We start from the raw sequence: 26,688 nt of genomic DNA, 5'->3' as shown, positions 1-26,688 counted from the left end.
TTCATCGCTCACCAGTACCGGCTGGCCGTCCATTGGCGGTTAAGCTGTTCCTTCCTATATGGTTGGGACTGGAGTGATGACGACCATGACGACGACTTTCCGTATCCTGATCGGTCTCGGAGCCCTGGGGCTCACCGGGGCTATTGGTGCGGGCACCGCCTCGGCGCAGCAGGCGCCGGGCGGCAACAATGCGCAATGCACCTCCCCGCCGGGGCTCAACTACATGATCTGCAACGGCCAGCGCGTCCCGCGGCCGAGCAACCGCGTGGTCCGCCCCGACGGCAGCTGGCGCGAGGAGTTGCGCCAGGGCAGCTGCGTCGTGGTCAAGGAAAAGACCGCCACGGGCGAGTATAAAGAGACCCGTCAGTGCAACTGAGGCACTGACGGCTTCTTCCTTTACGACGACTGCTGGACCGGATGCCCCTGTTGCGCGCGTGACGTGCGGCCGGTCGGATCGGCCGCGATCACGCAGGCCGGCAGCTTGAGCTGCGCCAGATCCTGGCACGGCCGCACTTGCGCGCTGCCATCCGGCCCGACGAAGATCGCCCAGTCGCGCTTGTCGGCGCACGACGCGGTCCACATCGACAGCGTGTTGTATTCCTGCACATAGCCCGACTTGGTGACGCGCTTGCACGGCATCCCGCTATCCTGGATCGCGCGCTTCAAGCCGATGTCGCGGTTCATCGTGTCGAGGTTGTGGAGCGCGTCCTGCTCGGCGCTGCGGACCGCGATCTTCTGGTTGTTGGCCGGCGCCGGCGCTTGGCTCCCGCTCCCACAGGCGGCCAGGCTCAGCATCAGACAAGTCGCAATCACTTCGCGCATCGGTCAGGCTCCCTCATCATCGGCATAACGCAGGCGAACCCGCCCGGCTGCATCCTTCGCCTTGCGGACCGCCGCGTCGGTCGTCTCGGCCAGCGCCAGCGCCACCCCCATCCGCCGGTTGGGCAGGGTCTTGGGCTTGCCGAACAGCCGCAACTCCGCCCCCGTCGCCAACGCCTCGCCCACCCCTTCGAACCCAAACCGCTCGCTCTCCCGATCGGCGAGAATCACCGCCGAGGCCGCCGGCCCGTGCTGGACGATTGGCGCCACCGGCAGCCCGAGGATCGCGCGCAAATGCAGCTCGAACTCGTTGGGTGACTGGCTGATCAGCGTCACCATCCCCGTGTCGTGCGGGCGCGGGCTCAGCTCGGAAAAGATCGCCCGCTCGCCGGCGATGAAGAACTCGACTCCGAACAGCCCCCGCCCGCCGAGCGCCTCGACCACCTTGCCCGCTTGGCTCCGCGCCGAGCGCAGCGTCGCCTCGCTCAACGCCGCCGGCTGCCAGCTCTCGCGATAGTCGCCCGCTTCCTGGCGATGACCGATGGCGTCGCAGAAGTGAATTCCGTCGGCCGCCGCGACGGTCAGCAGCGTGATCTCGCTGTCGAAGGCGATAAACTCCTCGACGATCACGCGGGGCCGGTCGCCGCGCATGTTGGCGACCGCATAGTCATAGGCCGCGCCGACTTCCGCGGCCGTCCGCGCCACGCTCTGCCCCTTGCCCGACGAGGACATCACCGGCTTGACCACGCACGGCAGGCCGACCGCGTCGATCGCCGCCAGCGCCTCGGAGCGGCTCTCGGCGAAGCGGTAGCGGCTGGTCTCGAGCCCCAGTTCCTGCGCCGCGAAATCGCGGATGCCGTCGCGGTTCATGGTCAGCTGCGCGGCCCTGGCCGATGGCGCCACCCGCCACCCCTCGGCCTCGAGAGCCCCAAGTGTCGCGGTGTCGATCGCCTCGATCTCGGGGACGATCACGTCGGGCCGATGCCGCTCGACCGCGGCCCGGAGCGCCGCCCCGTCGAGCATCGAGAAGACCTCATGCGCATCGGCGACCTGCATCGCCGGCGCGCCCTCGTAGCGGTCGCAGGCGATCACTTCGCAGCCGAGCCGCTTGGCGGCGATCGCGAACTCACGGCCGAGCTCGCCGGAGCCGAGTAGCATCAGTCTGGCAAGGAACATGCCGGCGGGTTAGCAAGTGCGCATTGGTTCGTCATCAGGAGTGCGCCCGTGCCCGTCCTCACCTTCTTGCTCGCGCTCGCCCAGGCCGCCGCGCACATGCCTCCGCCCGACCCGGCCAAGCCCCCGCGCACCCCGGGTGAGATCGTCGCCGCGGCGCCCGCCTCGGCCTGGCGCGCGATTCCCGCCGACGACCTGCTCGTCATCGACTACGAGGGCGGTGGCCGCACCATCGTCCAGCTCGCCCCCGGCTTCGCCCCGGTCCACGTCGCCAACATCCGGCGGCTGGCCAACGGCGGCTACTGGGCCGGCAGCGCGATCTACCGGGTGCAGGACAATTATGTCGCGCAATGGGGGACCAACGACGACAAGAAGCCGCTTCCAACCGGGATCGTCGCCAAGCCCCCCGCCGAATATGTCCGCAGCGCCGCCGGCCTCGCCATCCGCCCGCTCGGCTTTCCCGACCCCTATGCCGTCCGGGTCGGTTTCTCCGGCGGCTGGCCGGTCGCGCAATATAAGGACGGCAGCGTCAGCCTGACCCATTGCTACGGCACCGTCGGGGTCGGCCGCGACCTCAATCCCGATACCGGCATGGGGGGCGAGCTCTATGCCGTGATCGGCCAGGCGCCGCGCCAGCTCGACCGCAACATCGCCATCGTCGGGCGGGTGGTCGAGGGGATCGAGCTGATGGCGGCGCTGCCGCGCGGAACCGAGGCGATGGGCTTCTACAAGGGCGCCAACGTCGCGCGGAAAATCGCGCAGGTCCGGTTGGCGAGCGCTCTCCCCGCCGGCGAACGGCCGCAGTTCGAATATCTCGCCGAGACCAGCCCCGCCTTCGCCGCTTACCTCAATCGCCGCGCCAATCGCGACGACGATTTCTACCGCGTGCAGGCGGGCGGGGTGGACCTGTGCAACGCGCCGGTGCCCGTTCGCAGGACACCGGCGCGCTGACGTCTTCCCTGTTGGGTTAGTCTCCCCTCCCGACGGCTGTTGGCCAGGACGCTACTGGGCCGTGTGTCCGGAGGGGGAGTGGGGTTCAGGCCGCCCAGGCCTGTTCGCTCGGGCGGTCCTTGTTACGGTGCTGGATGACGGTCGGGCCGTGATGGTGGCGCGTGCTCGCCTCCGCCAGCGGCAGGGCCGTGGCGCAGAAGGCACATTCCGCCGACATCCGGCCGATCAGCCAGTGGGTCCGGCCGCAGCCGGGGCAGTGGTTGGTCTCATGCTCGCGATAGACGGCGTGGTAGCCGCGTACCGCGGGGTCGTGCTTCAGGCCCAGGTCGCCGAGGGTCGGAAAGTTCGACATTCGATTTACTCCCTTTGGCTGCAAAACGCGGGCCTGCGGGAATAAGTTTCAATCGGGTTACCGTGTTCACAGGCTGCGTAGTGCCACGGCGGGACGAACACGGAGCGCGGGCCACGCCACCAGCAGCGCGGTCAGCACCGCCACCACCACCCCGATCAGGGGCAGCAACACCAGCCCCGGCCAGCTCGGCTGGAAGCCCAGATTGAACAGCTTGGTCACCACGCCCCACGCCGCCGCGGTGCCGAGCAGGAAGCTCGCCAGCGAGACCGTCCCGCTCATCGCAGTGAACTCGATCAGCTGGGCCAAAAGGATCTGCCGCCGGGTCGCGCCGACCAGCTTCAGCAGCACGCTTTCCCGCGCGCGGCTGGCGCGGGTCGCGGCGACGGCGCCGGCGAGCACCGCCACCCCGATCAGGATCGCGATCAGCGTCGCCAGCGTGATCGCCGCATTCATCGCGCCCAGGATTTCCTGCACCCGCGCGACCACCTCGGAGACGCGGATCGCGCTGACCATCGGCAGCTCGGCCGCCAGCGTCCGCTCGAAGCCAGCGGTCGACCGCCCCGCGCCCGGCGCCACCGTCGCCATCAGCGTATAGGGCGCCTGCTCGAGCGTGCCGGGCGCGAAGATGATCGCGAAATTGAACCCGAAGCTGCGCCAGTCGATCGTCCGGAAGGACGCGATCTTCGCGGTGATCGGCCGCCCGAGCACCGCCACGGTGATCGAGTCCCCGACCTTGAGCCCGAGCGCGGTCCCGGCGTCGGCGTCGAGCGAGACCAGCGGCGGCCCGCGATAGTCGTGCGGCCACCATTGCCCGGCGACCACCCGGTTTCCCGCTGGCAGGTCGGCGGCGAAGGTCAGCCCGCGGTCGCCGCGCAGGATCCACGCCCCCTCGGGCACTTTCATCGTCGCCACCGGCTGCCCGTTCACTTCGGTCACCGGCCCGCGCAGCGACGGCACCAGTCGCAGGTCGGCGCCGGGCAATGCGCGGGCGGCCAGCGCGCGGAAATGCGCTTCCTCGTCAGCCGGGAGGTCGAGCAGGAACAGCGCCGGCGCCTTGGCCGGCACGTCGGCGGCGAGCTCATTGCGCAGGCTCGACCCGATCCCGCTCAGCGCCACCAGCAGCGACAGGCCGAGGCCGAGCGCGATGCTTAGCCGGACGGTGGCGCTGCCGGGTCGGTGCAGCGCCGCGATACCGAGCCGCGCGACCGGCCCACCGCGCCCCGCCGCGCGTCGCGCGACGCGGCGAATCGTCCAGCCGATCAGCCCGAACAGCCCGGCGAGCCCCGCGCCGAACGCCACGGCAAAAAGCGTCAGCGCGCGATTGTCCGACGACATCACCGCCAGCCCGATCGCCGCCGCGGCGGCCAGCGCCGGGACCAGCAGCGAGCGCCACCCGCCGCGATTGCTCCCACCGTCGCCGACATCGCCGCGCAGCACCGGCGCCGGGCGGTCGGCGATCGCGCGGGCGACCGGCCGCCACCCCGCGGCAATCGTGATCAGCACCCCGAACGCCGCGCTCAGGCCGAGCGCACCCCATTGCGGCGCCGGGTCGGGGCGGATCGGCAGCAGGTCGCCGACCACCTGCCCGACCAGCAAAGGCGTCAGCGCGCCCACCGCCAGCCCGATCAAGATCGCCGCCCCCGCCAGCAGCGCGATCGACGCGCCCAGCATCGGCGCCAGCGTGGCGCGCGTCGCCCCCAAAATCTTGAGCACCGCGATCCGGCTCCGCCGCGCGGCGGCGAAGGCGCCGACCGCGCTCGCCACCCCGATGCTGCCGATCCCGAGTGCGCCGAGCGCGATCAGCAGCATCAGCTGCCCGACATTGTCGACGAACCGCCGCGTGCCCCCCGCCGCGTCGCCCTTGTCTAGTGCGCGCCAGCCGCCATCGGGAAAGCGCTGCTGGAAGGCCTTGCCAATCGCGACCCCGTCCGCGCCCGACGGGAGGAGCAGGCGATAGCTGCTGGTGTAGAGGCTGCCGGGCTGGATCAGCCGAGTCGCCTTAAGGCCCTCCGGGCTGACCAGTACCGGCGGCGCGAGCGCGAAGCCCGCGGCGGCGGGCATCTGGCGGATGATCCCCGCCACCCGGAAGCTGGCGAAACCGATCCGCACGCCGTCCCCCGGTCGCAGCCCAAAGCGGTCGGCCAGCTCATGCCCGACCGCCGCCTCGCCCGGCCCGGCCATCCGCCCGGCATCGAACGCGACCGCCCCGGCCGGCGGCCAGCTCGGCGCCACCCCCGACAGCTCGACCAGCGCCGCGCCGCGCGGGGTGACGAGGTTGGCTCTTGTCGTGGTGCTCGGCATCACCCGCCCGAGCGCGGCCATCGCCTGCGCTTCCGCGGGCGACGCCTCGCGCTGCGAAGTCGACAGCATCAGGTCGCCGCCGAGCAGCGCCCGGCTGTTCTGCGCCAGCGCGCCGGTGATCGCGCTCGCCAGGCTGGTGACCGAGGCGAGCCCGGCGACCGCGATGGTCAGGCAGGCGAGCAGCAGCCAGAGCGAGCCGATCCCGCCGCGCAGGTCCCGCCGCGCGAGCGTCCAGCTGCCCATCTAGGCGACGATCCGCCCGTCGGCGATGCGGACGATGCGGTCGGCGCGCTCGGCCACCGCGGGGTCGTGGGTGATGACCAGCAGCCCCGCGTCGGCCGCCCGCACCCGCTCGAACAGGAGGTCGACGATCTGCTTGCCGGTGGTCGCGTCGAGGTTGCCGGTCGGCTCGTCCGCCAGCAACAGCCGCGGGCGCGGTGCGGTGGCGCGGGCGATGGCGACGCGCTGCTGCTCGCCGCCTGACAATTGGGTCGGATAATGGTCGAGGCGATGGCCGAGCCCGACCTCGGTCAGCTCGGCGGCGGCACGGGCGCGCGGGTCGGGCGCACCGGCCAGCTCCATCGGCACCATCACATTTTCGCGCGCGGTCATCGTCGGCAGCAGGTGAAAGGCCTGCAGTACGATCCCGATCCGTGCCCCCCGCAACCGCGCCAGCGCGTCCTCGTCGAGCGCGCCGACATCGGCGCCGAGCACCGTCGCCCGCCCGCTGCTCGCTCGCTCGAGCCCGGCGATCACCGCCAGCAGCGAGCTCTTGCCCGAGCCCGACGCGCCGAGGATCGCGACCCGCTCGCGCTCCTCGAGCCGGAAACTCACTCCGCGCAAAATCTCGGTGCGGGCCTCGCCCTCCCCGAGGGTCAGGTGGACGTCGGCGATGTCGATGAGGGGTTCGGCCATGTGGCCAAGCAGCTAGGAACGTTGCAGCGCCACCACAACCACCTAGATGGAAGGCCATGTGGAAATGGTCCTTGCCCCTCCTCCTCGCCGCCACCCCCGCGGCCGCCGCGCCGGCCCCCGCCGACACGCCGCTGATCCTCGCCTTTGGGGATAGCCTCACCGCCGGCTACGGGCTCGATCGCGGGCTGGGTTTCGCGCCCCAATTGCAGGCGGCGCTGCGGCGGCAGGGGATCAAGGCGAGTGTCCACGATGCAGGCGTCTCGGGCGACACCAGCTCGGGCGGCCGCGCCCGGCTCGGCTGGACGCTGTCGGGCCTTCCCCGCCAGCCCGACCTCGCGATCGTCGAACTGGGCGCGAACGACATGCTGCGCGGGGTCGATCCGAAGCTCACCGCCGCCAACCTCGACGCGATCGTCGGTGAGTTGCGCAAGCGCGGCATCCCGGTGGTGGTGGCGGGAATGCTCGCCGCGCCCAACCTCGACCCCGCCTACCGCCAGCAGTTCGACTCCCTCTTCCCCGCGCTGGCGATGAAGCATGGCGCGAGCCTTTACCCGTTCTTCCTCGAGGGCGTCGCTGGCCACCGCGAGCTCGCGCAGGCCGACGGCCTCCACCCCACCTTCGCGGGGATCAAGATCATCGTGACGGGGATTTTGCCGACGGTGCAGCGCGCGCTCGCGGCGCCGCGCCCGCGCTAATTCGAAAGCAGGTCGGCTGGGTCGATCGGGGTGGCGAATTCGGCGCCGATACGGTCGCCGTCGCTCCACCGGACCAGCGCGTTGGCGCGCTCATGCCCAGGGATGATCAGCCAGATGCGCGCCCCGACCGCGATTTCGGTCGACGTCTGCGCCATGAAGCCGGTCGCCGAAATGTTGAGCACCCGCGCGTCGCAGCCCTCGTTGCCGAGCTCGCGGACGCGCGCCTCGACCTCGACGTCCGCGCGGTCGGCGCGGCGGCGGTCGGCGACAGCACTATCCTCGTTCGCGATTCGCGCGTTGATCGACACGGTCAGGGTCTCCGGAGCTTGGCGCCAGTCCTCGCTGCTCGCGTGCCTCATGCCGAATTGAGCGTTCATGTCCATCGCTTGGTTCCCTCGCGGTTCACCATCGTGACCCGACCGGACTTAAGAAACAATGATTGCCTTGGCCACTGTTGCGGTGCGGCGACACTGTTCCGGCCTGTTCATGTTTGATATGGCGGCCAGCGGGCAAGACGGTCGCGTCGACGGCTTCCGCAGGGTGAAGTTCGTTACGCGAAAACAATGGGTTGGGTGATTATGAGCGGGCGTTTGACGAAGATGGTGCTGTGGGCGTCGACGGTCGCCGTGCCGGTGGCCGCGATGGCACAGGTCGCGCCGATGGCCGCGCCCGCGCCGGTCGTCCGGACGCCGCTCCCGGCGCCGATCACCCCGCCGCCGGTGCGCTCGACCGATCCGCTGGCGCCAGCCGGCGGCGTTCCCGCGCCGGTCGTCACCACGCCCGCCCCGCCGCCGGTCGAAATTCCGCCCCCGCTGTGGCAGCTGTCGGCGGCGCAGGAGCTGTCCGCCTACATCCGCGGGATCGGTCGCGACGGGCTCGACCCCGCCGACTACGCCCCCGCCAAGCTCGACGCCGCCATCCGTGGTGGCGATCCGCAGGTGCTCGCGCAGGTCGCCACCGACAGCTTCCGCAAGGTCGCCCGCGATCTCGCGCTCGGCCATGTCCCCCGTTCGGCGCGGACCCAGTGGTTCGTCAAGGATCCCGACCTCGACACCGTCCGCCTCGACCAGCTGCTCGTCTCGGCCGCGGCCGGCGGGCGGGTGACCGACATGCTCAACAATCTGCTGCCGACCCACCCGCAATATGGTGCGCTCCGCAACGCGCTCGCGCTGGCGATGGCCAACCCCAAGCCGGGCAGCGCCGCGGCGATCGACAAGATCCGCCTCAACATGGACCGCTGGCGCTGGCTGCCGCGTGACCTTGGCCAGCGCTACATCATCGTCAACGTCCCCGGCCAATTCGCGACCCTGGTCGAGAACAGCCAGACCCGCTGGAAGCATCGCGCCATTGCGGGTGCGACCAAGACCCCGACCCCGCAGCTCGCGGTGACCGCGACCGGCGTGATCCTCAACCCCTGGTGGGAAGTGCCGCCGTCGATCTCCAAGGAGGCGGCGGGCAAGCCGGGCTACGTCGCGGTCAAGGGCGCCGACGGCAAGGTCCAGCGCTGGCGCCAGCCGCCGGGCCCGCGCAACGCGCTCGGCAAGATCAAGTTCGTGATGCAGAACCCGCAGAACATCTATCTGCACGACACCAACAACCGCGGCCTGTTCGACGCCCACGCGCGCTTCCTCAGCCACGGCTGCATCCGCACCGAGAACATTCTCGACCTCGCCGCCGAGCTGCTCGGCGACAACAATGGCGAGTGGACGCAGGACCGGATCGACGCCGCGCTCGCCAGCGGCAAGACGGTGCAGGCCAATTTCGTCAAGCCGATCCCGGTCTACATCGTCTACTTCAGCACCGCCGCGCTGACCGACGGCAGCCTGGTCCAGTATCAGGACCTCTACGGCCGCGACGGCGCGGTGCTCGACGCGCTGAACGACCGCCTGCCGGTCATCCCGAAGGCCAAGCCGACCCAGACCGCGGCGAAGTAAGCGCCCACGAAAAAGGGCCGCGCCTCCATCGGGAGACGCGGCCCTTTTGCGTTGGTCCGTTCGAGACGCCTCAGGCGACCTTGTCGGCGTAGATCATCCGGCCACCGGCGAGGCGGCGCATCACTTCGAACTGGCTTGCGCGGCTGAACGCGAAGCAGCCTTCCGAGCGGCCGAGCTTGCCGTGCTCGGCGATCATCTCGGGCTCGGCATACCAGGCGTTGTGGATCACGATCGCGCGGCTCTCGGCGTTGCAATTGCTGACGTCGAGCCCGCGGACCTTCATCGAGAGCCCGTACTTGCCCTGGTAATAATCGGCGGTGGTGTAGGCGCCGTTGCTGGTCGCCTCCGACCCGAACTGGTTCGAGAACATCTCGACGAAGCCCGAATGGTCGGGGTCCGACCCGCGGCCGTGCGCCACCAGGTGGCTGGCGACGGTGCCGTTCATCAGGTCGACGAGGTGGAAGCGCGGATCGCGGCTGGCCTTGCTGAAGTCGACGATCCCGATGGTGTCGCGCGCGGCGACCCGGTGCAGGTCGAGGGCGGCCTTGGCCTTGGCCAGCAGCAGCGGATCGATCCCCGGCAGCGTCGCCGCGGCGGCCGCGACCGGGGCGGCGGGCATCAGGGGCAGGGCCGAGACCGCGGGCTGCGCGAAGACGATCGCGGGCAGTCCGGCAGTGGTCGCCGCGCTCGATACCAGCGCAGCCCCGGCGCCGACTCCAGCCCAGCGCAACATGTCCCGACGATTGACCTGCAAAATGAGTGCCCTCCAAAATGCGAAGAACCCTTATACAGATCAAATGGTTAACCGCCGATAACCAGCTTGTGTCTTGCCGTTCGCCTTGGCCCGGACGGCGCTCGACTCGTCGTGCAGCGGGCGGCATGGTGCGGGTTGAAACTGTGCCGACCCGCTGTTATGGGGCGCGCCAACGCCGCGAGCTCAGGGCTCTGCGGCGATCAAGCTGCTTTGCGCGGCCGACCGGGCCTTTCGACGAGTGGCCGTGGTTTGCTGCTGTGGCCTCGAGGCCGTTGCTAGACGATTGGAGTGATTGGGTTTTTATGCAGATCATCGTTCGCGACAATAACGTCGACCAGGCGCTGCGGGCGCTCAAGAAGAAGCTGCAGCGTGAGGGCGTCTATCGCGAGATGAAGCTTCGCCGGCACTATGAGAAGCCGTCGGAGAAGCGCGCGCGGGAGCGGGCTGCGGCGATTCGCCGGGCGCGCAAGCTCGAGCGCAAGCGGGTCGAGCGCGAAGGCGGCCGCTAAGCTTTCTGCCACGAATCACCGGGGGCCGCTTCGCATCGAGGCGGCCCTTGTTGTATCTGCTCCCATCCGTTGAAGGCATGCCCCGATGAGCGTCACCCAGGTCCCGATTCGCCCCGTCGCCAAGGCGACCCGCACCCGCGCCCTGTTCGGCTTCGTGCTGGTGATCCTGGCGGCGGTGCTGCTCGCCTGGTTCGGCGCCGGTCAGCTGCGCGGCGAGACCACGCCCAGCGGGCTCACCTTCCGCACCATCCAGAAGGGCGATGGTCCGCTGATCACTCCCAACGACGGCGTGCTGATCGAATATGAGGGCCGCCTCCCCGACGGGACGGTGTTCGACACCACCGCGGGCAAGAGCGCGGTGCCGATGATCGCGGGCCAGGTCATCCCCGGCTTCTCCGAGGCGCTGCAGAAGATGCAGAAGGGCGGCCGCTACAAGTTCCGCATCCCGGGCAACCTCGCCTACGGCGCGACTCCGCCGGCGGGCAGCCCGATCCCGCCCAACTCGCCGCTCGATTTCACCGTCCACGTCGTCCAGGTCGTCCCCAATGCGGCCCAGATGATGCAGATGCAGCAGCAGATGCAGCAGGGCGCGGCCGGTGCCGGCGCCGAAGGTGCGGGCGCGGGTGCCGAGGGCGCTGGCGCGACCACCATGCCGCCCCCGCCGGGCGAATAAGCCTCAATGTGAGCGGGCGACCGTCACGTCGTCGTCCGCCACGTGACCCAGCCGGGCCCACTCCTCGAGCACGACCTTGAGGCTGGCGAGGATCGGGTCGGCGAGCAATAGCCCGAGGAAGCCGAACAGCGCCCCGAAGATAAGCTGCGCCGCCAGCACCGCGGCGGGCGCCAGGTCGACCGTCTTGCGGGCGATATAGGGCATGACGACATAGCCCTCGATATTGTGGACGGCGAAGTAGACGACGATCGCCCACACCCCCGTCCCCGGCCCGGCCGAGAAGCCCACCGCGACCATCAGCGCCCCGCTGATCAGCGCCCCGATGTTGGGAATGAACGCCAGCGTGCCGGTGATGAGCGCGAGCAACGCGGCGAACGGCACGCCGCCCGCCGCCAGCGTCGCCCAGGTGAACAGCCCCTCGGTGATCATCCCCAAGAGCCGCCCGAATAGCAGCCGCCGCAGATTATATCCGACCCGCGCCAGCACCCGGTAGAAGAAGTCGCGGTGGCGGATCGGCAGCATCCACGCCACTCCGCGATCATAGAGCTTGGGCTCGGTCGCGAAGAAGATGCCGAGGGCGAGGATCAGCACCGCGCTGGTGATCACCCCGATCGCGCTGCCGAGGGCGCTGGTCAGCCGGCCGACGCTGCCGACCAGTTGCTGGGTGACCATCTGCGGCTTGTCCTCGTCGACCAGCCCATGGTCGTGGGCCCAGCCGAGCAGCCGCGCTCCCTGCGCCTCGACCGTCTGGCGGAGCGCCTCGAACTGCCCCGCGAAGGTCGTCCCCGCATACCACAGCACCCAGCCGAAGAAGCCGAGGCCCAGGAACAGCACCAGCACCAGCCGCAGGCCCCGCGGGATCGGCAGCGCCCGCCCGAGCAGCCGCGCCCCGCCGTCGAGCAGCACCGCGAAGATGAGGCCGCCGATGATCAGCAAGAGCGGCTCGGCGAGGAAGACGACGCCGAGGATCATCAGGACGACGCCGGACCACACCCCGGCGCGCTTCAATTCGGTCAGGACCAGCGGATCGCGGAACTCGGCCGGACCGGGCTGCTCGACGTGCGGCGGCTCGGGCGGGGCCATTCGCCGCCTAGCTGCCCTGGTGCGCCCGGAGCGACGTCCCCGCGCGGCCGGGGCGCAGCGCCTCGACCCAGCTCAAGGGGTTGAACAGCTGGGTGCTGCCGTCGAGGCTGAAGGTGATGAACTCGGCGCGGCCGCCGATATTCTCCCACGGCACCGGTCCGCCCAGGCCGAACTCGGGCGCGCCGGCCGAGAAGCGGCTGTCGGCGCTGCGGTCGCGGTTGTCACCCATCAAGAAGACATGGTCGGCAGGCACGGTGACCGGCCCGTAATTGTCGCCCGGGCTGTCGCCGAGGTCGATCGTGTCATAGCTGACCCCGTTGGGCAGCGTCTCGCGGACGATCGGCAGGCGGCAGTAGCTCTTGCCGTCCGAGGCCTGGACCAGATAGCCGGCGAACTGGATCCCGCACGGCGCATTGTCGTCGACCGGCACCATCGCCGGCGGCCGGATCTCGCGCTTCACTTCCTTGCCGTTGAGGATGAGGTGCCCCCCGCGCACCTCGACCGTGTCGCCGGGCAGGCCGATCGCGCGCTTGATATAATCCTCGGTCGCGCCCGGCGGGGTGACGATCACCACGTCGCCCGCCTTGGGCAGATGCCCGAACAATCGCCCTTGCATTGCCGGCAGGACGTGGAAGCTCGGGCTCACCCACGACCAGCCGTAGGGATATTTGCTGACCACCAGCCGGTCGCCCTTGAGCAGCCCCGGCATCATCGATTCGGACGGGATGTAGAAGGGCTTGGCGACCAGGCTGTGGAACGCCAGCACCGCCAGCAGCACCCAGAACAGCCCCTTGATCTCGCGCCACAGCGCCGAACCCTTGTCCGGCGCCGTGGCGGGGTCGCCCGCCGGGGTTTCGGCCACGGGCGGCGGCGCGGCCGGGTCGGCGGTCAGGCTTGGCTCGGTCACTCAATCACGCTCCAGCTTGCGGGCTTCCAATATCACGAACGCCTGGGCCCAGGGATGGTCGTCGGTCATGGTCAGATGGACCTCGACCGCGTGGCCTGCCGGCGTGAGGGCGTCAAGCCGCGCGCGGGCGCCGCCGGTCAGCACCAGCGTCGGCTTACCCGAGGGCGCATTAACAACCCCGATATCCTTCATGAACACGCCGCGCTTGAACCCGGTCCCGACCGCCTTCGAGAAGGCCTCCTTGGCGGCGAAGCGCTTGGCCAGCGTCCCCGCCGCGGTGAACGGCCGCCGCGCCGCCTTGGCCCGCTCGGCATCGGTGAACACGCGGTTGAGGAAGCGCTCACCGAAGCGGTCGAGCGACGCCTGGATCCGCTCGATGCTGCACAGGTCCGAGCCGAGGCCGATGATCACCGCGCATACTCCATCGCGGCGCGCATCTGGCGGATCGCCTGCTCCAGCCCGACGAAGATCGCCTCGCCGATCAGATAATGGCCGATGTTGAGCTCGCGAAGCTGCGGGATGGCGGCGACCGGCGTCACGTTGTCGGTGGTCAGCCCGTGCCCGGCGTGGACCTCGATCCCGTTCTTGGCGGCAAGCGCGGCGGCGTCGGCGAGGCGTTTCAGTTCCGGGCTCCGTTCGGCCTCGGCGAGATGCGCGTAGCGGCCGGTGTGAAGCTCGACCACCGGGGCGCCGAGCCGCAAGGCCGCGTCGATCTGACGCTCGTCGGGTTCGATAAACAGGCTGACCCGCACGTTCGCCGCCCGCAACTCGTCGACCAACGGCTGAAGCGCGGCGAACTGCCCCGCGGCGTCGAGCCCACCCTCGGTGGTCCGCTCCTCGCGCCGTTCGGGGACGATGCAGGCGGCATGCGGCCGGTGGCGGAGCGCGATGGCGAGCATCTCCGCCGTCGCCGCCATCTCGAGGTTCAAGGGCACCGGCAGCTCGGCGGCCAGCCGGTCGATGTCGCGGTCGGTGATGTGGCGGCGGTCCTCGCGCAGGTGGGCGGTGATCCCGTCGGCGCCCGCCGCGCACGCCAGCAGCGCCGCCCGCACCGGATCGGGATTGTCCCCGCCGCGCGCGTTGCGGATGGTCGCGACATGGTCGATGTTGACCCCGAGGCGGAGGCGCTCATTCATCGCCGCGACATGGCAGCGCCGCCGGCGTTGTTCAATTCGCGGGCGCCGGACAGGCCGCGGCGGAGAGCAGGTCGTAAGCGAAGCCCTGACCCTGCCAGACCTCCCCGAACGGAAAGTCATCGCCGCCGCGATCGGTGAAGACGGCTAGCGAGGTGCGCTGGTGGGGAAGGATGAAGTTGCGGACCTGGACCCCGCCAATTTCGCCCCGGCGCTCGATGATCCGGACAGGCCCCGCGCACCCGGACAGGGGCGCTTTGAACGACCATTGCCCCAGCGCGATCGAGCCGAGCTCCGGTTTACCGTCCCACATCTCCGCGAGTTGCGCTGGCGGCAGAAGCTTACCCGCGAGCAGGGCTCGATCGAACGACAGGAGGTCCTTTGCGCTCCCATAGAGCCCAGCCGACGCCCCGTAGGACGTGAAATCGACGCTTGGCTCCGGCTTGCCGCCGACAGTCCCACTGACCGTTATTTCGGAAGTTGGAAAAGCGTGCAGGCTGGTGAGCTTTAGCGGCCGAGCAATCCGCTCCTCGACAAGCTTCTGCCAGGGCTTGCCGGTGACCTTTTCAAGCAGGGCACCCACGACGATGTAATCGCAATTGTTGTAGCTCCACTTCCCTCCCGGTTGGCCCGCCACTGGCCCGGCGCAATAGCCCGTGAGTGGATTGCGGCTGCCCCGATAGGTCGCGGAATAATAAGACGGCATCCCGTCAGCGCCCTTGGCCGTGTTGTCCGGGTTTGGCAGGCCGGACTGGTGCCGAAGCAATTGGCGCACCGTGACGAGCGATGCGTTGGGGCTGCGAAAGCCGGGGAGGTAAACACTGACCGGTCGATCCAGGCCGATCCGGCCGGCGGCGACTTCCTGCATGACGAGCACCGCGACGACTTGCTTGGTGACGGAAGCCCATCGCCACAGGCGCGGCGCGGTCAGCGCGCGAAGAAGGCCATAGCGCCGGATTTCCGCGTCGCTGGGGTCGTGCGGGATCGTATCTACCAGCCAGCTATCGCCCCCGCGGCTGACCACATATTCGCCGTGTAGATCGTAGCGTTGCTGCACGGCCTTTAATTGGGTCCCGATACGGTCATACGGGACTTCCGGTGCGGACTTCTGGTCGACCATCCTTAGGTGGACGGTCGGACTCGCGGCCGCCATTGCCACGGCCGCCAGGATCACGCCGCGCGGCTGCCGGGCTTGATCGCGGGGATGGCGGCGAGGTCAGGCGGGAGCGCGTCGGCCGCGTAGGTCGGCACGTCGAGCGCGACCAGCGCGGTGAAGGGGACGCCGAGGTCGACCCCGCCGTTCGAGCGGTCGACCAGCGCGGCCGCGCCGATCACCTCGCCACCGGCCGCCTCGATCGCCGTCATCGCCTCGCGGCTCGAGAGGCCGGTCGTCACCACGTCCTCGACCATCAGCACCCTCTGCCCCGCCTCGAGCGCGAAGCCGCGGCGCAGCTCGAACGTCCCGGTCGGGCGCTCGACGAACATCGCCGGCTTGCCCAGGGCGCGGCCCATCTCGTGGCCGACGATCACCCCGCCCATCGCCGGCGAGACCACCACGTCGACCGCGTCGCGAACACTGGCCGGTAGTTTGGCGGCGAGCGCCTGCGCCAGCCGCTCGGCCCGCGCCGGGTCCATCAGCACCCGCGCGCACTGCAGGTAACGAGGGGAGCGCAGCCCCGAGGAGAGGATGAAATGCCCCTCCAGCAACGCGCCGGCGGCACGGAATTCGTCGAGCACCTCGGCGTCGGTCATGGCCACGTTCCCACCCTCGTTCGCCTGCGCTGATAAGCCCCGCGCGACCCCGCTTCAACACCGGGACCAATGACCGTGCCGAAGCGCTTGAGAGAGCGGCGGTCCGCTCCTATAAGGCCGCCACTTTCGTTGCCTCCCGCGAACACGGGGCGGCCCGTCAATGACCTGAAGGAACGTGATGAAGTTCTTCCCCTGGGCGCTCGCCCTGGCCGTCGCCGGCCTCTCTCCGCTCAGCGCGCAGGCCCCCGCGGCCGCCCCGACGACGAGTGCGGCGACCCCGGCCGCGGCCCAGCCGAATCAGGCGCCGGCAACCACCGCCGCGCCGACGGCAGCGCCGACCGCCGCGCCCGCGACGCCCGCCGCCAAGGCGACCGGCCCGGCCTTCCAATATGCCCTGCCGACCCCCGGCATCGGGGAGCCCGACGGCCGCATCGGCACCCAGGACCAGGTCACTCCGGTCGGGCAGGAGGCCGCCGCCTTCCACAATAACTGGCTGCTGCTGCTGTGCGCGATCATCAGCGTGTTCGTGCTCGGCCTGCTGCTGATCGTCATCGTCCGCTTCCGCCGCGGCGCCCACCCGACCCCGTCGCGGACCAGCCACAACACCTTCATCGAGGTGGTGTGGACCTTGGTCCCGGTGCTCATCCTGGTGGCGATCGCGATCCCCTCGATCCGCCTCATCCGCCACCAGTACAGCCCGCCGCCGGCTGACCTCACCATCAAGGTGATCGGCAACCAGTGGTACTGGACCTACCAATATCCCGACAACGGCGGGTTCGAGGTCGTCTCGAATATGCTCAAGGAAAAGGCCGACGCCGGCCCCGGCGCGCGCTTCCGCACCGATGCCGATGGCCCCAAGCTGCTCGCGGTCGATGAGCGGCTGGTGATCCCGGCGGGCAAGGTGGTGAAGTTCATCGTCACCTCGAACGACGTCATCCACAGCTTCGCCATGCCGGCCTTCTGGATGAAGATGGACGCCAACCCGGGCATCCTCAATGAGACCTGGGTCAAGGTCGACCGGCCGGGCGTCTACTTCGGCCAGTGCTCCGAACTGTGCGGCGCGCGCCACGGCTTCATGCCGATCGCGATCGAGGTGGTGAGCCCCGAGCGTTACGCCCAGTGGGTCGCCTCGAAGGGCGGCACCATGCCCGGCGCGAAGCCGGCTGCCACTCCCGACAGCACCGCGGCGACCACCGTTACCCCGACCAACGTCACCCCGGCCGCCGCGCCGCTGCCCGCTACCGTTCCCGGTAGCGCAGCGCCCGCCGCTCCCGGCGCCACCCAGCCCAACGTCGCCAATCGCGCGACCGCCAACAAGTAAGAGCGGACCCCATCATGGCTACCACCGCAGACAATCTTCCGCTGACGGGCCACGAGGCGCCGGCGCACGACCATCACCATGACGCGGACCACAAGCCGGCGTTCTTCGCCCGCTGGTTCATGTCGACCAACCACAAGGACATCGGCACGCTCTATCTGATCTTCGCCATCTGCGCGGGGATCATCGGCGGCGCCATCTCGGGCATCATGCGCGCCGAGCTGGCCGAGCCGGGCATCCAGATCCTGACCAAGGCGTGGCCGCTCGGCGCGGGCACCGCCAACATGGACGAGGCGCTCCACCACTGGAACGTGCTGATCACCGCCCACGGCCTGATCATGGTCTTCTTCATGGTCATGCCGGCGATGATCGGCGGCTTCGCCAACTGGTTCGTGCCGATCATGATCGGCGCACCCGACATGGCCTTCCCGCGGATGAACAACATCAGCTTCTGGCTGCTCGTCCCGGCGTTCATCCTGCTCCTGGGCTCGACCTTCGTGTCGGGGGGCACCGGCCTCGGCGCGGGCACCGGCTGGACGGTCTACGCACCCTTGTCGACGAGCGGCTCGTCCGGGCCCGCGGTCGACATGGCGATCTTCTCGCTCCACCTGGCGGGCGCGAGCTCGATCCTCGGGGCGATCAACTTCATCACCACCATCTTCAACATGCGCGCGCCGGGGATGACCCTGCACAAGATGCCGCTGTTCGTCTGGTCGATCCTGGTCACCGCTTTCCTGCTGCTGCTGGCGCTGCCGGTGCTGGCGGGCGCGATCACCATGCTGCTGACCGACCGCAACTTCGGCACCAGCTTCTTCGACGCGTCGGGTGGCGGTGATCCGGTGCTCTACCAGCACCTGTTCTGGTTCTTCGGACACCCCGAAGTCTACATCATGATCCTGCCGGCGTTCGGCATCGTCAGCCAGGTCGTCTCGACCTTCAGCCGCAAGCCGGTGTTCGGCTACCTCGGCATGGCTTACGCGATGGTCGCGATCGGCGTGGTCGGGTTCGTCGTGTGGGCGCACCACATGTTCACCGTCGGCCTCGACGTGAACGTGAAGATGTACTTCACCGCCGCGACCATGATCATCGCGGTCCCGACGGGCGTGAAGATCTTCAGCTGGATCGCCACCATGTGGGGCGGCTCGATCTCGTTCGAGACGCCGATGCTGTGGGCGATCGGCTTCATCTTCCTGTTCACCGTCGGCGGCGTTACCGGCGTCGTCCTCTCGAACGGCGGCGTCGATACCTACCTCCACGACACTTATTACGTGGTGGCGCACTTCCACTACGTGCTGTCGCTGGGCGCGGTGTTCGGCCTGTTCGCGGGCTTCTACTACTGGTTCCCGAAGATGAGCGGGAAGATGTACAATGAGCTGCTCGGCAAGATCCACTTCTGGGTCATGTTCGCCGGCGTCAACGTGATCTTCTTCCCGCAGCACTTCCTCGGATTGGACGGCATGCCGCGGCGTATCCCGGACTACACCCCGGCGTTCGCTTACTGGAACAAGATCTCGAGCATCGGCTACGAGATCACCGCGGCCTCGATGCTGGTGTTCTTCGTCAACGTCTTCTGGTCGCTCGCCGCGGGCAAGAAGGCGCCGGACAACCCCTGGGGCGAAGGCGCCACCACGCTCGAGTGGACCCTGCCGAGCCCGCCGCCCTTCCACCAGTTCGAGACGCTCCCGCGGATCGACTGAGCGAGAAGGCCACGACCCAAACGAAACGCCCCGGCCTCACCGCCGGGGCGTTTTGCTGTGGGGGTCACAAGCGCCCACAGCGTCGCCAATTTCGCTTGCCCGAGCGGATGGCGCGCGCTCCACTGCCACGATGCGCATCCTGCTCGCCGCCGTCCTGCCCATCGCCCTCGCCGCCGCCGCCGCGCCGCCGCTGATCGGCGGGCAGTGGCAGGCGCCGCGCGGGCTGGTGCAGCAGCCGTTATGGCCCGGCCTTCCCCCCAACCATGCCGACAGTCCGGCCCGGCCCGAGCATAGCGAGACGGGCACCAACCCCAAGCGCTTCGCGGGCCGTCCCGTCACCGGCGTCTACGACGTGGCCCGCCCGTCCCTGACGATCTTCCCGCCACGCGGGCCGAGCCGGCGTTCGGCGGTGCTGGTCTTTCCCGGCGGCGGATTCCAGCAATTGGCGATCGACCTCGAGGGCACCGAGGCCTGTGACTGGCTGACGGCGCGTGGCTTCACCTGCGCGCTGGTCAAATATCGCGTGCCGGGCAGCGACCACCATTACGACCCCAGGTGCGATTGCGGTCTCGAGCCAAGACATCCGACCGCGCTGCAGGACGCGCAGCGGGCGATCCGTCTGGTCCGGGCGCGGGCCGGCAGCCTCGGCATCGATCCGCACCGCATCGGGGTGATGGGCTTTTCGGCGGGCGGCTATCTGGTCGCCGAGACCAGCACCATCGTCGCGCCGACCTACCCCCCGGTCGACGCCGCCGACCGCCTGAACAGCCGCCCCGATTTCGCCATCGCGCTCTACCCCGGTCACCTCTGCCGCGACGGCAAGTCGCTGGTCGCCAAGATTAGGGTGACCAGGGCGACCCCGCCGACCTTCCTCCTGCAGGCGTGGGACGATCCGACCGACCCCATCTGCGGCAGCACCCAATATGCCCGCGCGCTTGCCGAGGCGAACGTCCCCGCCGAAGTGCATCTCTTCGCGAGCGGTGGCCACGCCTTCGGCTTCCGGCCCTCGGGTGGGGCGGTGGACGGCTGGCCGGCGCTCCTGGCCGGCTGGCTCGACCGCCTGGCCGTTCTGCGCCGCTGAGGCTGGCGTCAGGCCAGCCGCGCCGCCGCGAACCCCAGCGCGATGGCGGCGAGCGACAGCAGCACCGAACCCACGACGTAGAGCGCGGCGGCGCCCGGCTGCCCGCGCTGCCACAGCGTCAGTGCGTCGAGGCTGAAGGCGGAAAAGGTGGTAAAGCCGCCGAGCACCCCGGTGGCGAGGAACAGCCGCCACGGCTGGCTCGCCGCCGGCCCTTCGGCCAGCAGCGCGGCGAGCAGCCCCATCGCGAACGAGCCGAGGATGTTCACCGTCAGCGTTCCCGCCGGGACGGTCGGCCCGAACCAGAGCATCCCGAGCCGGTTGACCCCGTAACGCGCGACCGCGCCGAGCCCGCCGCCGAGGAACACCAGCAACGGGTTCACGACGCCGCCTCCACCTTGGGCTTGCGATGGGGCACGAGGTGCAGAATCGCGACCACGATCGCGCCGACCACGCTCCCGACCACCGCCGAGCCGAGCGCATAGATCAGCCAATTCCACACCGGCTGCCAGAAACCGAGCAGCGCCGCCCCCGCCTCGGCGAGGTGATGAACCGCATGCGGCAGCGCGGTCAGGACGTGCAGTTGCTCGAGCCCGTGGAGCAGGATCTGCCCGCCGACCCACAGCATCGCCGCGGTCCCGATGGTCGACAGCGCGCTGAGCAGCTTGGGCACCCCGCGCACCAGCAGCAGCCCGGGATGGCGCAGCTTGCCCCCGCGCTTGGCGAGGTGGAGGCCGATGTCGTCCAGTTTCACGATCAGCCCGACCGCGCCATAGACCGCGATGGTGATGACGATCCCGACCAGCACCAGCGCCAGCGCGCGGGTCCAGAAGCTCGACACCTCGAGGCTCGACAGCGCGATCACCATGATCTCGGCCGAGAGGATGAAGTCGGTGCGGATCGCCCCCGCGACCTGCCGCCGCTCGAGCTCGGCGGGGTCCTCGACCTCGGCCAGCGCGGCCTCGTCATGGTGCTCGCCCGACAGTTTCTCCCACAGCTTCTCGGCGCCCTCGAAGCACAGATAGGTCCCGCCGAGCATCAGGATCGGGGTGATCGCCCACGGCGCCACCGCCGCCAGCGTCAGCGCCACCGGGAGGATGATCAGCAGCTTGTTGCGCAAGCTCCCCACCGCGATCTTGCCGATGATCGGCAGCTCGCGGTCGGGGGTCAGCCCGGTGACGTAGCGCGGGGTCACCGCGGTATCGTCGATCACCACGGCCGCCGCCTTGCTCCCCGCCTTGCCGACCGCCGCCCCGACATCGTCGAGGCTCGAGGCGGCGAGCTTGGCGATGGCGGCGACATCGTCGAGCAGGGCGATCAGTCCGGAGGGCATGTCCGGGTCTTAGGCGATGGAGTTCTCGCTCCACAATCCCGCTCGTCCCGAGCGGAGGTCCGCAGGACCGCAGTCGAGGGGCGCGTCGCGAAACGCCCTTCGACGACGCTACGCTCTGCTCAGGACGAGCGAAACTTGCCACCTCGCCCATAATCCCCCATCCGACGCCCCCATGCTGAGCCTCGATTTCATCCGCCAGAACCGTGACGCCGTGGCCAAGGCCGCCGCGCAGAAGAATGTCGCGATCGACCTCGACGCGCTGCTGACGCTCGATGGCGAGGCGCGGGCGGCGCAGCAGGAACTCAATCGCCTTCAGGCCGAGCGCAATCGATTATCAGATCAGATCAAGCGATCGTTCGCTGCGGCTGGTAGATCAGGTGGTCTCAGCGACGACACCAAAGCTGAAGTCGAACAGCTAAAGGAGCAGAGCAAGCTCACAGGCCCGCTGATCAAAGAGCAGGAAGACCTTTTCGCCGACCGACAAGCAGCGCTCCGCGAACTCCTCCTCCGCCTCCCCAACATCCCGTGGGACGGCGCCCCGGTCGGCCCCGACGAGAGCTTCAACACGGTCATCCGCACCGAAGGCGCCCCGCGCGACTTCGGCTTTACCCCTCTCGACCATGTCGAGCTGATCGAGCGCAACGACTGGGCGGACTTGACCCGCATCGTCCAGGTCGCGGGCAGCCGCCAATATTGCCTGAAAGGTCGCCTCGCCCTGCTCGAGGGCGTGTTGATGAACTGGGCGCTGCAGAAGATCGCCGCCGCCGGCTTCACCCCGATCACCGTCCCCGCGCTGACCCGCGAGGACGCCTTCGTCCGCCAGGGCCAGTTCCCCGGCCACCGCGAGGAGACCTACCAGCTCCCCAACGACGACCTCTGGCTCGCCGGCACCGCCGAGGTCGCGCTGACCTCCTTGCACTCGGGCGAGATCCTCGACCTGTCGAACGGCCCCGTCCTCTATGCCGGCACCTCGCCCTGCTTCCGCCGCGAGGCAGGCAGCGCCGGCCGCGACGTCCGCGGCCTGCTGCGCGTCCACCAGTTCCTCAAGGTCGAGCAATATGTCATCTGCGAAGCCGACGAGGCGGTCTCGGCCGAGTGGCACTCGCGCCTCCTCAGCCTCGCCGAAGGGCTGCTGACCGACCTCGAGATTCCCTACCAGGTGATCGAAACTTCGACCGGCGACATGGGGCTGGGCAAGTATCGCATGAACGACATCGAGAGCTGGGTTCCCTCGCTGGCTAAGTATCGCGAGACCCACAGCTGCTCGACCCTCCACGACTGGCAGGCGCGCCGCGCCAACCTCCGCTACCGCGACGCCGACGGCAAGGTCCGCTTCGCCCACACCCTCAACAACACCGCGCTCGCGTCCCCCCGCATCCTCGTGCCCCTGCTCGAGAACCACCAGACCGAGGACGGCCGCGTCCGCCTCCCCGCCGCGCTCCAACCGCTGATGGGCGGCGAATTCCTTTGATTCGTCATTGCGAGCGAAGCGAAGCAATCCATTCCGCCGCGCCGATGGATTGCTTCGCCTGCGGCTCGCAATGACGGAAGATCACGACACCCGCCCGCCCCCGGCCACCGCGCGCGTGGCGGAGATTGCGGCGTTCGTCCCCCGCGCCTGGAAAGCGTTCCTGCCGGTCGGCCCGCTCGGTCCGGCGGGCGGCCCCAAGTGCCTCGTCCTCCCCGGCTTCCTCGCCAGCGACCGCTCGACTGCCGCGCTGCGCCAGGCCTTCGCCGACGCCGGCTGGCGCACCGCGGGGTGGGAGCTGGGGCTCAACAGCGGCGCCAAGGCCGACACCATCCGCCTCCTGCGCGAGCGGTTCGAAGCGTTCAGCGCGGGCGAGCCGGTGCTGCTGGTCGGCTGGAGCCTCGGCGGCGTCTTCGCCCGCGAGCTGGCGCGCGAGGTGCCGACCGACGCGCTGGCGGTGGTGACGCTGGGCTCGCCCTTCAGCGGCGACCCGCACTGGAACAACGTCTGGCGGCTGTACGAACTGGTGACGCGTCACAAGGTCGACGCCCCGCCGATCGAGCGCAACCACGCCAAGCCGCCGGTGCCGACGCTGGCCCTGTGGTCGCGCCGCGACGGCATCGTCGCCCCGCGCTCGGCCTACGGTCTGCCCGAGGAACGCGACGAAGCGGTCGAGCTCGACTGCACCCACATGGGCTTCGCGGTCAGCAGCCGCGGCACCCGCGCCGTGGTCGCCGCCACTCACGCCTTCCTCACCGCGCGGGGACTGACGCCCCCATGATCGTCGCGATCACCGCCTCCAGCGAGTCGGCCACGAAGTAAGCCGGCTGCATCGCGTCGTGCCGGTAAGGCGCGGCGGTGGCCTCCGTCAGGTCGAACCGCCGCCGCGCGATGCCCTCGTCCTCGAGACTCTGCCGCGCCTCGCCGAAGCTCGACGCCAGCCCCGCGCCGAGGATGCGCGTCTCAAGCCCCTCGCGGCACAGCCCGAACTCGATCGTGTGCCAGTAGAGCCGCGCGATCCACTCGCCCCGCCCGGCCGCGATCGCCGCCTGTCCCATTTCGCCCGCGCGTTGCATCGCGTCCGCCATCCCGGGGTGCGCCAGCATCGGCACATGGCCGAAGATGTCATGGAAGCAGTCGGGCTCCTCGAGATAGTCGAGCTGGTCGCGGCGGCGGATGAAGTCGCCGACCGGAAACACCCGCTCGCTAAGCATCGCGAAAAAGGCGTCGTCGGGCACCAGCCCCGGCACCGCGACGCAGCGCCACCCGGTCAGCGGCGCCAGCTTCGCGTTCAACCGCCCCAGCTCGGGCACCCCGCCCGCGCCGAGGTCGAGCAGCGCCAGCCCGTCGAAGAACTCGCTCACCACCCGCCCGCGCAGCAACTCGACCTGCCGCGCATAGAGCGTGTCCCACACCTGGTGATCGTCGGCGGTGAACCCTGCCCAGCCCTGGTCGATGACATGGCGCTGCCACGCGGCGGGGGTGTTGGCATCGTCGGCGGTAAAGGTCTTGAACATGGGCTTGTCCTTTGAAGGGCATTAAAAAACCCCGCCGGGCCTGGGCCTGACGGGGTGCGGTGGGGCGGCGGTGACGAACAGGCGTCAGCCGACCTCCACCGCGGGCGGATAATAAGTAACGGCAAGGGCGATCGTGCGGATCATCACGGGCCAAATGCCACGCCGCGCCTGAACGCGCAATGGCCGCCCCGTTCAGGCCTGCTGGATGGGAATCACCGCCAGCGTGATCCGCGACAGGCAGACCAGCTTGCCGGCGTCGTCGGTGATCCGCATCGTCCACACCTGAGTCGTCCGGCCGAGCGCCTCGTTGGTCGCGCGGCAGGTCACCCACCCTTCGCGCGCGGCGCGGATGTGGTTGGCGTTGATTTCCAGCCCGACAACGATCTTCTCGGCCGGGTCGACCGCCAGCGCGCCGGCCATCGAGGCAACCGTCTCGGCCAGCGCCACCGACGCACCGCCGTGCAGCCGCCCGAACGGCTGGTGCGTGCGCCGGTCGACGGGCATCCGCGCCTCGAGCCAATTGTCGCCCATCTGGGTGAATTCGATCCCGAGGTGGCCCGGCATGCTCGCCGCGCCCATCCGCGTCACGGCCTCGAGGTCGATATCCTTGCGCTGCCAGATCTCCACCCCATGTCTCCGTGAACGATGAACCTGCCGCGCTAGTGGCACGAAACGGAGCGCTCGCCCATGACCCCCGAGAACAAGCGGATCGCGAAATATGCCGCGGTCGGCGCGCTGATCGCCATCCCGCTGCCGATCGTCGGACCGATCATCGGCGGGATCGTCGGCGCGGTGATCGGCCACAACAAGAACAAGGCCGAGGGCGCGGGCTCCTACTGAGCGGCGAGGTCGTCGATCGCCTGCGCCAGCGCGCGGTCGCGGTCCGTCACCCCGCCGGCGTCGTGGCTGGTTAGCCGGAAGTCGACCCGGTTCCACACGGACGTGAACTCGGGATGATGGTCGACCTTCTCGGCATGGAGCGCGACCCGGGTCAGGAAAGCGAAGGCCGCGCTGAAGTCGGCGAAGCGGAAGCTGCGGTGCAACGCCCCGTCGCGTTCGATCCAACCCGTCGCCTGGTTCACCGCCTGTCTCCTCCCGCTGGCCTTGCGCGCGCTTGAAAGCCCGCGTCAAGCGGAGCAGGGACGGCGCCAGGTAAGAGGAGTATCATCATGGCCACCGCCACCGCCGAGCTGTCGCCGCTCGGGCTCGAGAACCCGATGGGCACCGACGGCTTCGAATTCGTCGAATTCGCCGCCCCCGACCCCGAGCTGCTGCGCTCGCTGTTCTCGAAGCTCGGCTTCCCGGTCGTCGCGCGCCACCGCTCGGCCGACATCACCCTCCACCGCCAGGGCGACATCAACTTCCTCATCAACGCCGAGACCGAGGGCCACGCCGCCGACTTCGCGCGCGACCATGGCCCTTCGGCGGTGTCGATGGCCTTCCGCGTCAAGGACGCCGCCAAGGCCCACGCCCGCGCGCTCGAACTGGGCGCGACCGACGCCAGCCATGGCGGCCTCGGCGCCCCCGCGATCGAGGGCATCGGCGGCTCGCGCCTCTACCTCGTCGACCGCTACGGCGCCGCCGGCAACTGGTATGAGGACAGCTTCACCTTCGAGCCCGAGTGGCAAGCGACCGAACGCACCGCCAACGCCCACCTCGTCTACCTCGACCACCTCACCCACAACGTCCACCGCGGCCGCATGGCGCACTGGGCGGAGTTCTACGAGCGCCTCTTCAACTTCCGCGAGATCCGCTACTTCGACATCGAAGGGAAGGTCACCGGCCTCTTCTCCAAGGCGATGACCAGTCCCTGCGGCAAGATCCGTATCCCGCTGAACGAGAGCCAGGACGACAAGAGCCAGATCGAGGAATTCCTCCGCGAATACAAAGGCGAAGGCATCCAGCACATCGCGCTCGGCAGCGACGACATCTACGCATCCGTCGACATCCTGTCCGAACGCGGCATCCCCTTCCAGGACACGATCGACACCTACTACGACCTGCTCGACGAGCGCGTGAAGGACCACGGCGAACCGCTGCACGAGCTCAAGAAGCGCAAGATCCTCGTCGACGGCGCCCCGACCGAAGGCCAGGGCCTGCTCCTCCAGATCTTCACCCAGAACGTGATCGGCCCGATCTTCTACGAGATCATCCAGCGCAAGGGGAACGAGGGCTTCGGCGAAGGCAATTTCAAGGCGCTGTTCGAGTCGATCGAGCTGGATCAGATTCGGCGCGGCGTCATTTCGGCGGAATAGTCCATCGTCATCCCGGGCTTGACCCGGGATCCACCTTCTTTGGACCCAGCATCAAGCCAGACAGGTGGACC

The 26,688-nt window shown here is 69.4% G+C and carries 31 protein-coding genes; 13 read left to right on the top strand and 18 right to left on the bottom strand.

All coding sequences use genetic code 11. The features are described 5' to 3' along the window. Positions 1–85 precede the first annotated feature (85 nt). The gene (locus GCU42_RS11680) at positions 86–376 is read left to right on the top strand and encodes a hypothetical protein (RefSeq protein ID WP_152569564.1); all 291 of its coding nucleotides are present in this window, start codon (positions 86–88) and stop codon (positions 374–376) included. A 20-nt stretch (positions 377–396) separates the two neighbouring features. On the opposite strand, the gene GCU42_RS11675 is transcribed toward GCU42_RS11680, so the two are convergent. Next, the gene (locus GCU42_RS11675) at positions 397–822 is read right to left on the bottom strand and encodes a hypothetical protein (protein WP_114227666.1); all 426 of its coding nucleotides are present in this window, start codon (positions 820–822) and stop codon (positions 397–399) included. Between the two features lie 3 nt (positions 823–825). Next, complete coding sequence (purT, locus tag GCU42_RS11670; protein WP_240309439.1) at positions 826–1,977, bottom strand: formate-dependent phosphoribosylglycinamide formyltransferase; 1,152 nt, start codon at positions 1,975–1,977, stop codon at positions 826–828. A gap of 66 nt (positions 1,978–2,043) precedes the next feature. Here purT and GCU42_RS11665 point away from each other — a divergent pair, with 66 nt between their 5' ends. Next, entirely contained in the window at positions 2,044–2,943 is a 900-nt protein-coding gene (locus GCU42_RS11665; RefSeq protein WP_240309438.1) for a peptidylprolyl isomerase, read from the top strand. A gap of 85 nt (positions 2,944–3,028) precedes the next feature. On the opposite strand, the gene GCU42_RS11660 is transcribed toward GCU42_RS11665, so the two are convergent. The 3 genes from GCU42_RS11660 to GCU42_RS11650 all read right to left on the bottom strand — a co-directional run bounded on the left by GCU42_RS11660 (position 3,029) and on the right by GCU42_RS11650 (position 6,511). Beyond that, a complete protein-coding gene (locus GCU42_RS11660) occupies positions 3,029–3,295 on the bottom strand; it encodes a hypothetical protein (protein ID WP_114227664.1) in 267 nt (88 codons plus the stop codon). Positions 3,296–3,361: 66 nt separating this feature from the next. After that, complete coding sequence (locus GCU42_RS11655; RefSeq protein ID WP_114227663.1) at positions 3,362–5,839, bottom strand: ABC transporter permease; 2,478 nt, start codon at positions 5,837–5,839, stop codon at positions 3,362–3,364. Then, the gene (locus GCU42_RS11650; RefSeq protein ID WP_114227662.1) at positions 5,840–6,511 is read right to left on the bottom strand and encodes an ABC transporter ATP-binding protein; all 672 of its coding nucleotides are present in this window, start codon (positions 6,509–6,511) and stop codon (positions 5,840–5,842) included. It abuts the gene before it with no gap. 56 nt (positions 6,512–6,567) lie between these two features. Between GCU42_RS11650 and GCU42_RS11645 the strand changes: the two genes are divergently transcribed. After that, entirely contained in the window at positions 6,568–7,206 is a 639-nt protein-coding gene (locus tag GCU42_RS11645; protein ID WP_114227661.1) for an arylesterase, read from the top strand. Here the strand turns inward: GCU42_RS11645 and GCU42_RS11640 are convergent. Beyond that, positions 7,203–7,583, bottom strand: a complete 381-nt coding sequence (locus GCU42_RS11640; RefSeq protein ID WP_162789208.1) for a PilZ domain-containing protein — start codon at positions 7,581–7,583, stop codon at positions 7,203–7,205. The two genes, GCU42_RS11645 and GCU42_RS11640, sit on opposite strands and share 4 nt — an antisense overlap. A 201-nt stretch (positions 7,584–7,784) precedes the next feature. Between GCU42_RS11640 and GCU42_RS11635 the strand changes: the two genes are divergently transcribed. Continuing rightward, on the top strand, positions 7,785–9,140 hold the full coding sequence (locus GCU42_RS11635) for a L,D-transpeptidase family protein (protein ID WP_114227659.1): 1,356 nt from the start codon (positions 7,785–7,787) through the stop codon (positions 9,138–9,140). A 70-nt stretch (positions 9,141–9,210) separates the two neighbouring features. On the opposite strand, the gene GCU42_RS11630 is transcribed toward GCU42_RS11635, so the two are convergent. Next, entirely contained in the window at positions 9,211–9,873 is a 663-nt protein-coding gene (locus GCU42_RS11630) for a murein L,D-transpeptidase catalytic domain family protein (RefSeq protein WP_114227658.1), read from the bottom strand. A 323-nt stretch (positions 9,874–10,196) separates the two neighbouring features. On the opposite strand from GCU42_RS11630, the gene rpsU reads away from it, so the two are divergent. Then, positions 10,197–10,403, top strand: a complete 207-nt coding sequence (gene rpsU, locus GCU42_RS11625) for a 30S ribosomal protein S21 (RefSeq protein ID WP_037498287.1) — start codon at positions 10,197–10,199, stop codon at positions 10,401–10,403. Between the two features lie 85 nt (positions 10,404–10,488). Continuing rightward, entirely contained in the window at positions 10,489–11,076 is a 588-nt protein-coding gene (locus GCU42_RS11620) for an FKBP-type peptidyl-prolyl cis-trans isomerase (RefSeq protein WP_114227657.1), read from the top strand. A 3-nt stretch (positions 11,077–11,079) separates the two neighbouring features. Here the strand turns inward: GCU42_RS11620 and GCU42_RS11615 are convergent, their stop codons facing one another. Genes GCU42_RS11615 through pyrE form a run of 6 tightly spaced genes read right to left on the bottom strand, consistent with a single transcriptional unit; the run spans position 11,080 to position 15,951 of the window. Beyond that, positions 11,080–12,159: an AI-2E family transporter gene (locus tag GCU42_RS11615; RefSeq protein WP_114227656.1), complete on the bottom strand. Its 1,080-nt coding sequence runs from the start codon at positions 12,157–12,159 to the stop codon at positions 11,080–11,082. A 7-nt stretch (positions 12,160–12,166) separates the two neighbouring features. Continuing rightward, complete coding sequence (lepB, locus tag GCU42_RS11610; protein WP_420496912.1) at positions 12,167–13,066, bottom strand: signal peptidase I; 900 nt, start codon at positions 13,064–13,066, stop codon at positions 12,167–12,169. Continuing rightward, positions 13,067–13,477, bottom strand: a complete 411-nt coding sequence (gene acpS / locus GCU42_RS11605) for a holo-ACP synthase (RefSeq protein WP_114227655.1) — start codon at positions 13,475–13,477, stop codon at positions 13,067–13,069. It lies immediately after the preceding gene. Beyond that, a complete protein-coding gene (locus GCU42_RS11600; protein WP_114227654.1) occupies positions 13,474–14,202 on the bottom strand; it encodes a pyridoxine 5'-phosphate synthase in 729 nt (242 codons plus the stop codon). Before GCU42_RS11600 ends, acpS begins: the two co-directional genes overlap by 4 nt. A gap of 31 nt (positions 14,203–14,233) precedes the next feature. Next, the gene (locus tag GCU42_RS11595; protein WP_162789207.1) at positions 14,234–15,319 is read right to left on the bottom strand and encodes a serine hydrolase domain-containing protein; all 1,086 of its coding nucleotides are present in this window, start codon (positions 15,317–15,319) and stop codon (positions 14,234–14,236) included. Between the two features lie 50 nt (positions 15,320–15,369). Further along, positions 15,370–15,951 carry an orotate phosphoribosyltransferase gene (gene pyrE / locus GCU42_RS11590; protein ID WP_114227652.1) on the bottom strand — a complete coding sequence of 194 codons (582 nt, stop codon included), beginning with the start codon at positions 15,949–15,951 and terminating at the stop codon, positions 15,370–15,372. 178 nt (positions 15,952–16,129) lie between these two features. Here pyrE and coxB point away from each other — a divergent pair, with 178 nt between their 5' ends. The 3 genes from coxB (at position 16,130) to GCU42_RS11575 (ending at position 20,047) form a co-directional block, all read left to right on the top strand. Continuing rightward, the gene (gene coxB / locus GCU42_RS11585; protein ID WP_114227651.1) at positions 16,130–17,272 is read left to right on the top strand and encodes a cytochrome c oxidase subunit II; all 1,143 of its coding nucleotides are present in this window, start codon (positions 16,130–16,132) and stop codon (positions 17,270–17,272) included. Positions 17,273–17,286: 14 nt separating this feature from the next. After that, on the top strand, positions 17,287–18,966 hold the full coding sequence (ctaD, locus tag GCU42_RS11580) for a cytochrome c oxidase subunit I (RefSeq protein WP_114227650.1): 1,680 nt from the start codon (positions 17,287–17,289) through the stop codon (positions 18,964–18,966). 130 nt (positions 18,967–19,096) lie between these two features. Then, complete coding sequence (locus tag GCU42_RS11575; RefSeq protein ID WP_114227649.1) at positions 19,097–20,047, top strand: alpha/beta hydrolase; 951 nt, start codon at positions 19,097–19,099, stop codon at positions 20,045–20,047. Between the two features lie 8 nt (positions 20,048–20,055). Here GCU42_RS11575 and crcB read toward each other — a convergent pair whose 3' ends face one another. Together crcB and GCU42_RS11565 are read right to left on the bottom strand one after the other, a co-directional pair. Then, positions 20,056–20,427: a fluoride efflux transporter CrcB gene (gene crcB / locus GCU42_RS11570; RefSeq protein WP_114227648.1), complete on the bottom strand. Its 372-nt coding sequence runs from the start codon at positions 20,425–20,427 to the stop codon at positions 20,056–20,058. Next, positions 20,424–21,377 carry a DUF808 domain-containing protein gene (locus GCU42_RS11565; RefSeq protein WP_114227647.1) on the bottom strand — a complete coding sequence of 318 codons (954 nt, stop codon included), beginning with the start codon at positions 21,375–21,377 and terminating at the stop codon, positions 20,424–20,426. The genes crcB and GCU42_RS11565 overlap by 4 nt, the downstream gene beginning before the upstream one ends. Before the next feature lie 172 nt (positions 21,378–21,549). Between GCU42_RS11565 and serS the strand changes: the two genes are divergently transcribed. After that, positions 21,550–22,848, top strand: coding sequence for a serine--tRNA ligase (gene serS, locus GCU42_RS11560; RefSeq protein ID WP_114227646.1), 1,299 nt, complete (start codon positions 21,550–21,552; stop codon positions 22,846–22,848). Positions 22,849–22,918: 70 nt separating this feature from the next. After that, the gene (locus tag GCU42_RS11555; protein ID WP_114227645.1) at positions 22,919–23,626 is read left to right on the top strand and encodes an alpha/beta hydrolase; all 708 of its coding nucleotides are present in this window, start codon (positions 22,919–22,921) and stop codon (positions 23,624–23,626) included. Here GCU42_RS11555 and GCU42_RS11550 read toward each other — a convergent pair. Together GCU42_RS11550 and GCU42_RS11545 are read right to left on the bottom strand one after the other, a co-directional pair. After that, the gene (locus GCU42_RS11550; protein WP_114227644.1) at positions 23,598–24,362 is read right to left on the bottom strand and encodes a phenylalanine 4-monooxygenase; all 765 of its coding nucleotides are present in this window, start codon (positions 24,360–24,362) and stop codon (positions 23,598–23,600) included. The two genes, GCU42_RS11555 and GCU42_RS11550, sit on opposite strands and share 29 nt — an antisense overlap. Positions 24,363–24,554: 192 nt before the next feature. Further along, entirely contained in the window at positions 24,555–24,989 is a 435-nt protein-coding gene (locus GCU42_RS11545; RefSeq protein WP_240309437.1) for a hotdog fold thioesterase, read from the bottom strand. A gap of 60 nt (positions 24,990–25,049) precedes the next feature. Between GCU42_RS11545 and GCU42_RS15100 the strand changes: the two genes are divergently transcribed. After that, complete coding sequence (locus GCU42_RS15100; RefSeq protein ID WP_168713121.1) at positions 25,050–25,202, top strand: hypothetical protein; 153 nt, start codon at positions 25,050–25,052, stop codon at positions 25,200–25,202. On the opposite strand, the gene GCU42_RS11540 is transcribed toward GCU42_RS15100, so the two are convergent. Next, entirely contained in the window at positions 25,196–25,444 is a 249-nt protein-coding gene (locus GCU42_RS11540) for a 4a-hydroxytetrahydrobiopterin dehydratase (protein ID WP_114227643.1), read from the bottom strand. The two genes, GCU42_RS15100 and GCU42_RS11540, sit on opposite strands and share 7 nt — an antisense overlap. Positions 25,445–25,531: 87 nt before the next feature. Here GCU42_RS11540 and hppD point away from each other — a divergent pair, with 87 nt between their 5' ends. After that, a complete protein-coding gene (gene hppD / locus GCU42_RS11535) occupies positions 25,532–26,617 on the top strand; it encodes a 4-hydroxyphenylpyruvate dioxygenase (protein ID WP_114227642.1) in 1,086 nt (361 codons plus the stop codon). The last annotated feature ends 71 nt before the right edge of the window (positions 26,618–26,688 follow it).

The sequence above is a fragment of the Sphingomonas ginsengisoli An et al. 2013 genome (assembly GCF_009363895.1).
GTDB lineage: Bacteria > Pseudomonadota > Alphaproteobacteria > Sphingomonadales > Sphingomonadaceae > Sphingomicrobium > Sphingomicrobium ginsengisoli.
The sequence above is the reverse complement of the archived record's forward strand: the minus strand, read 5'-3'. Positions and strand labels throughout refer to the sequence as shown.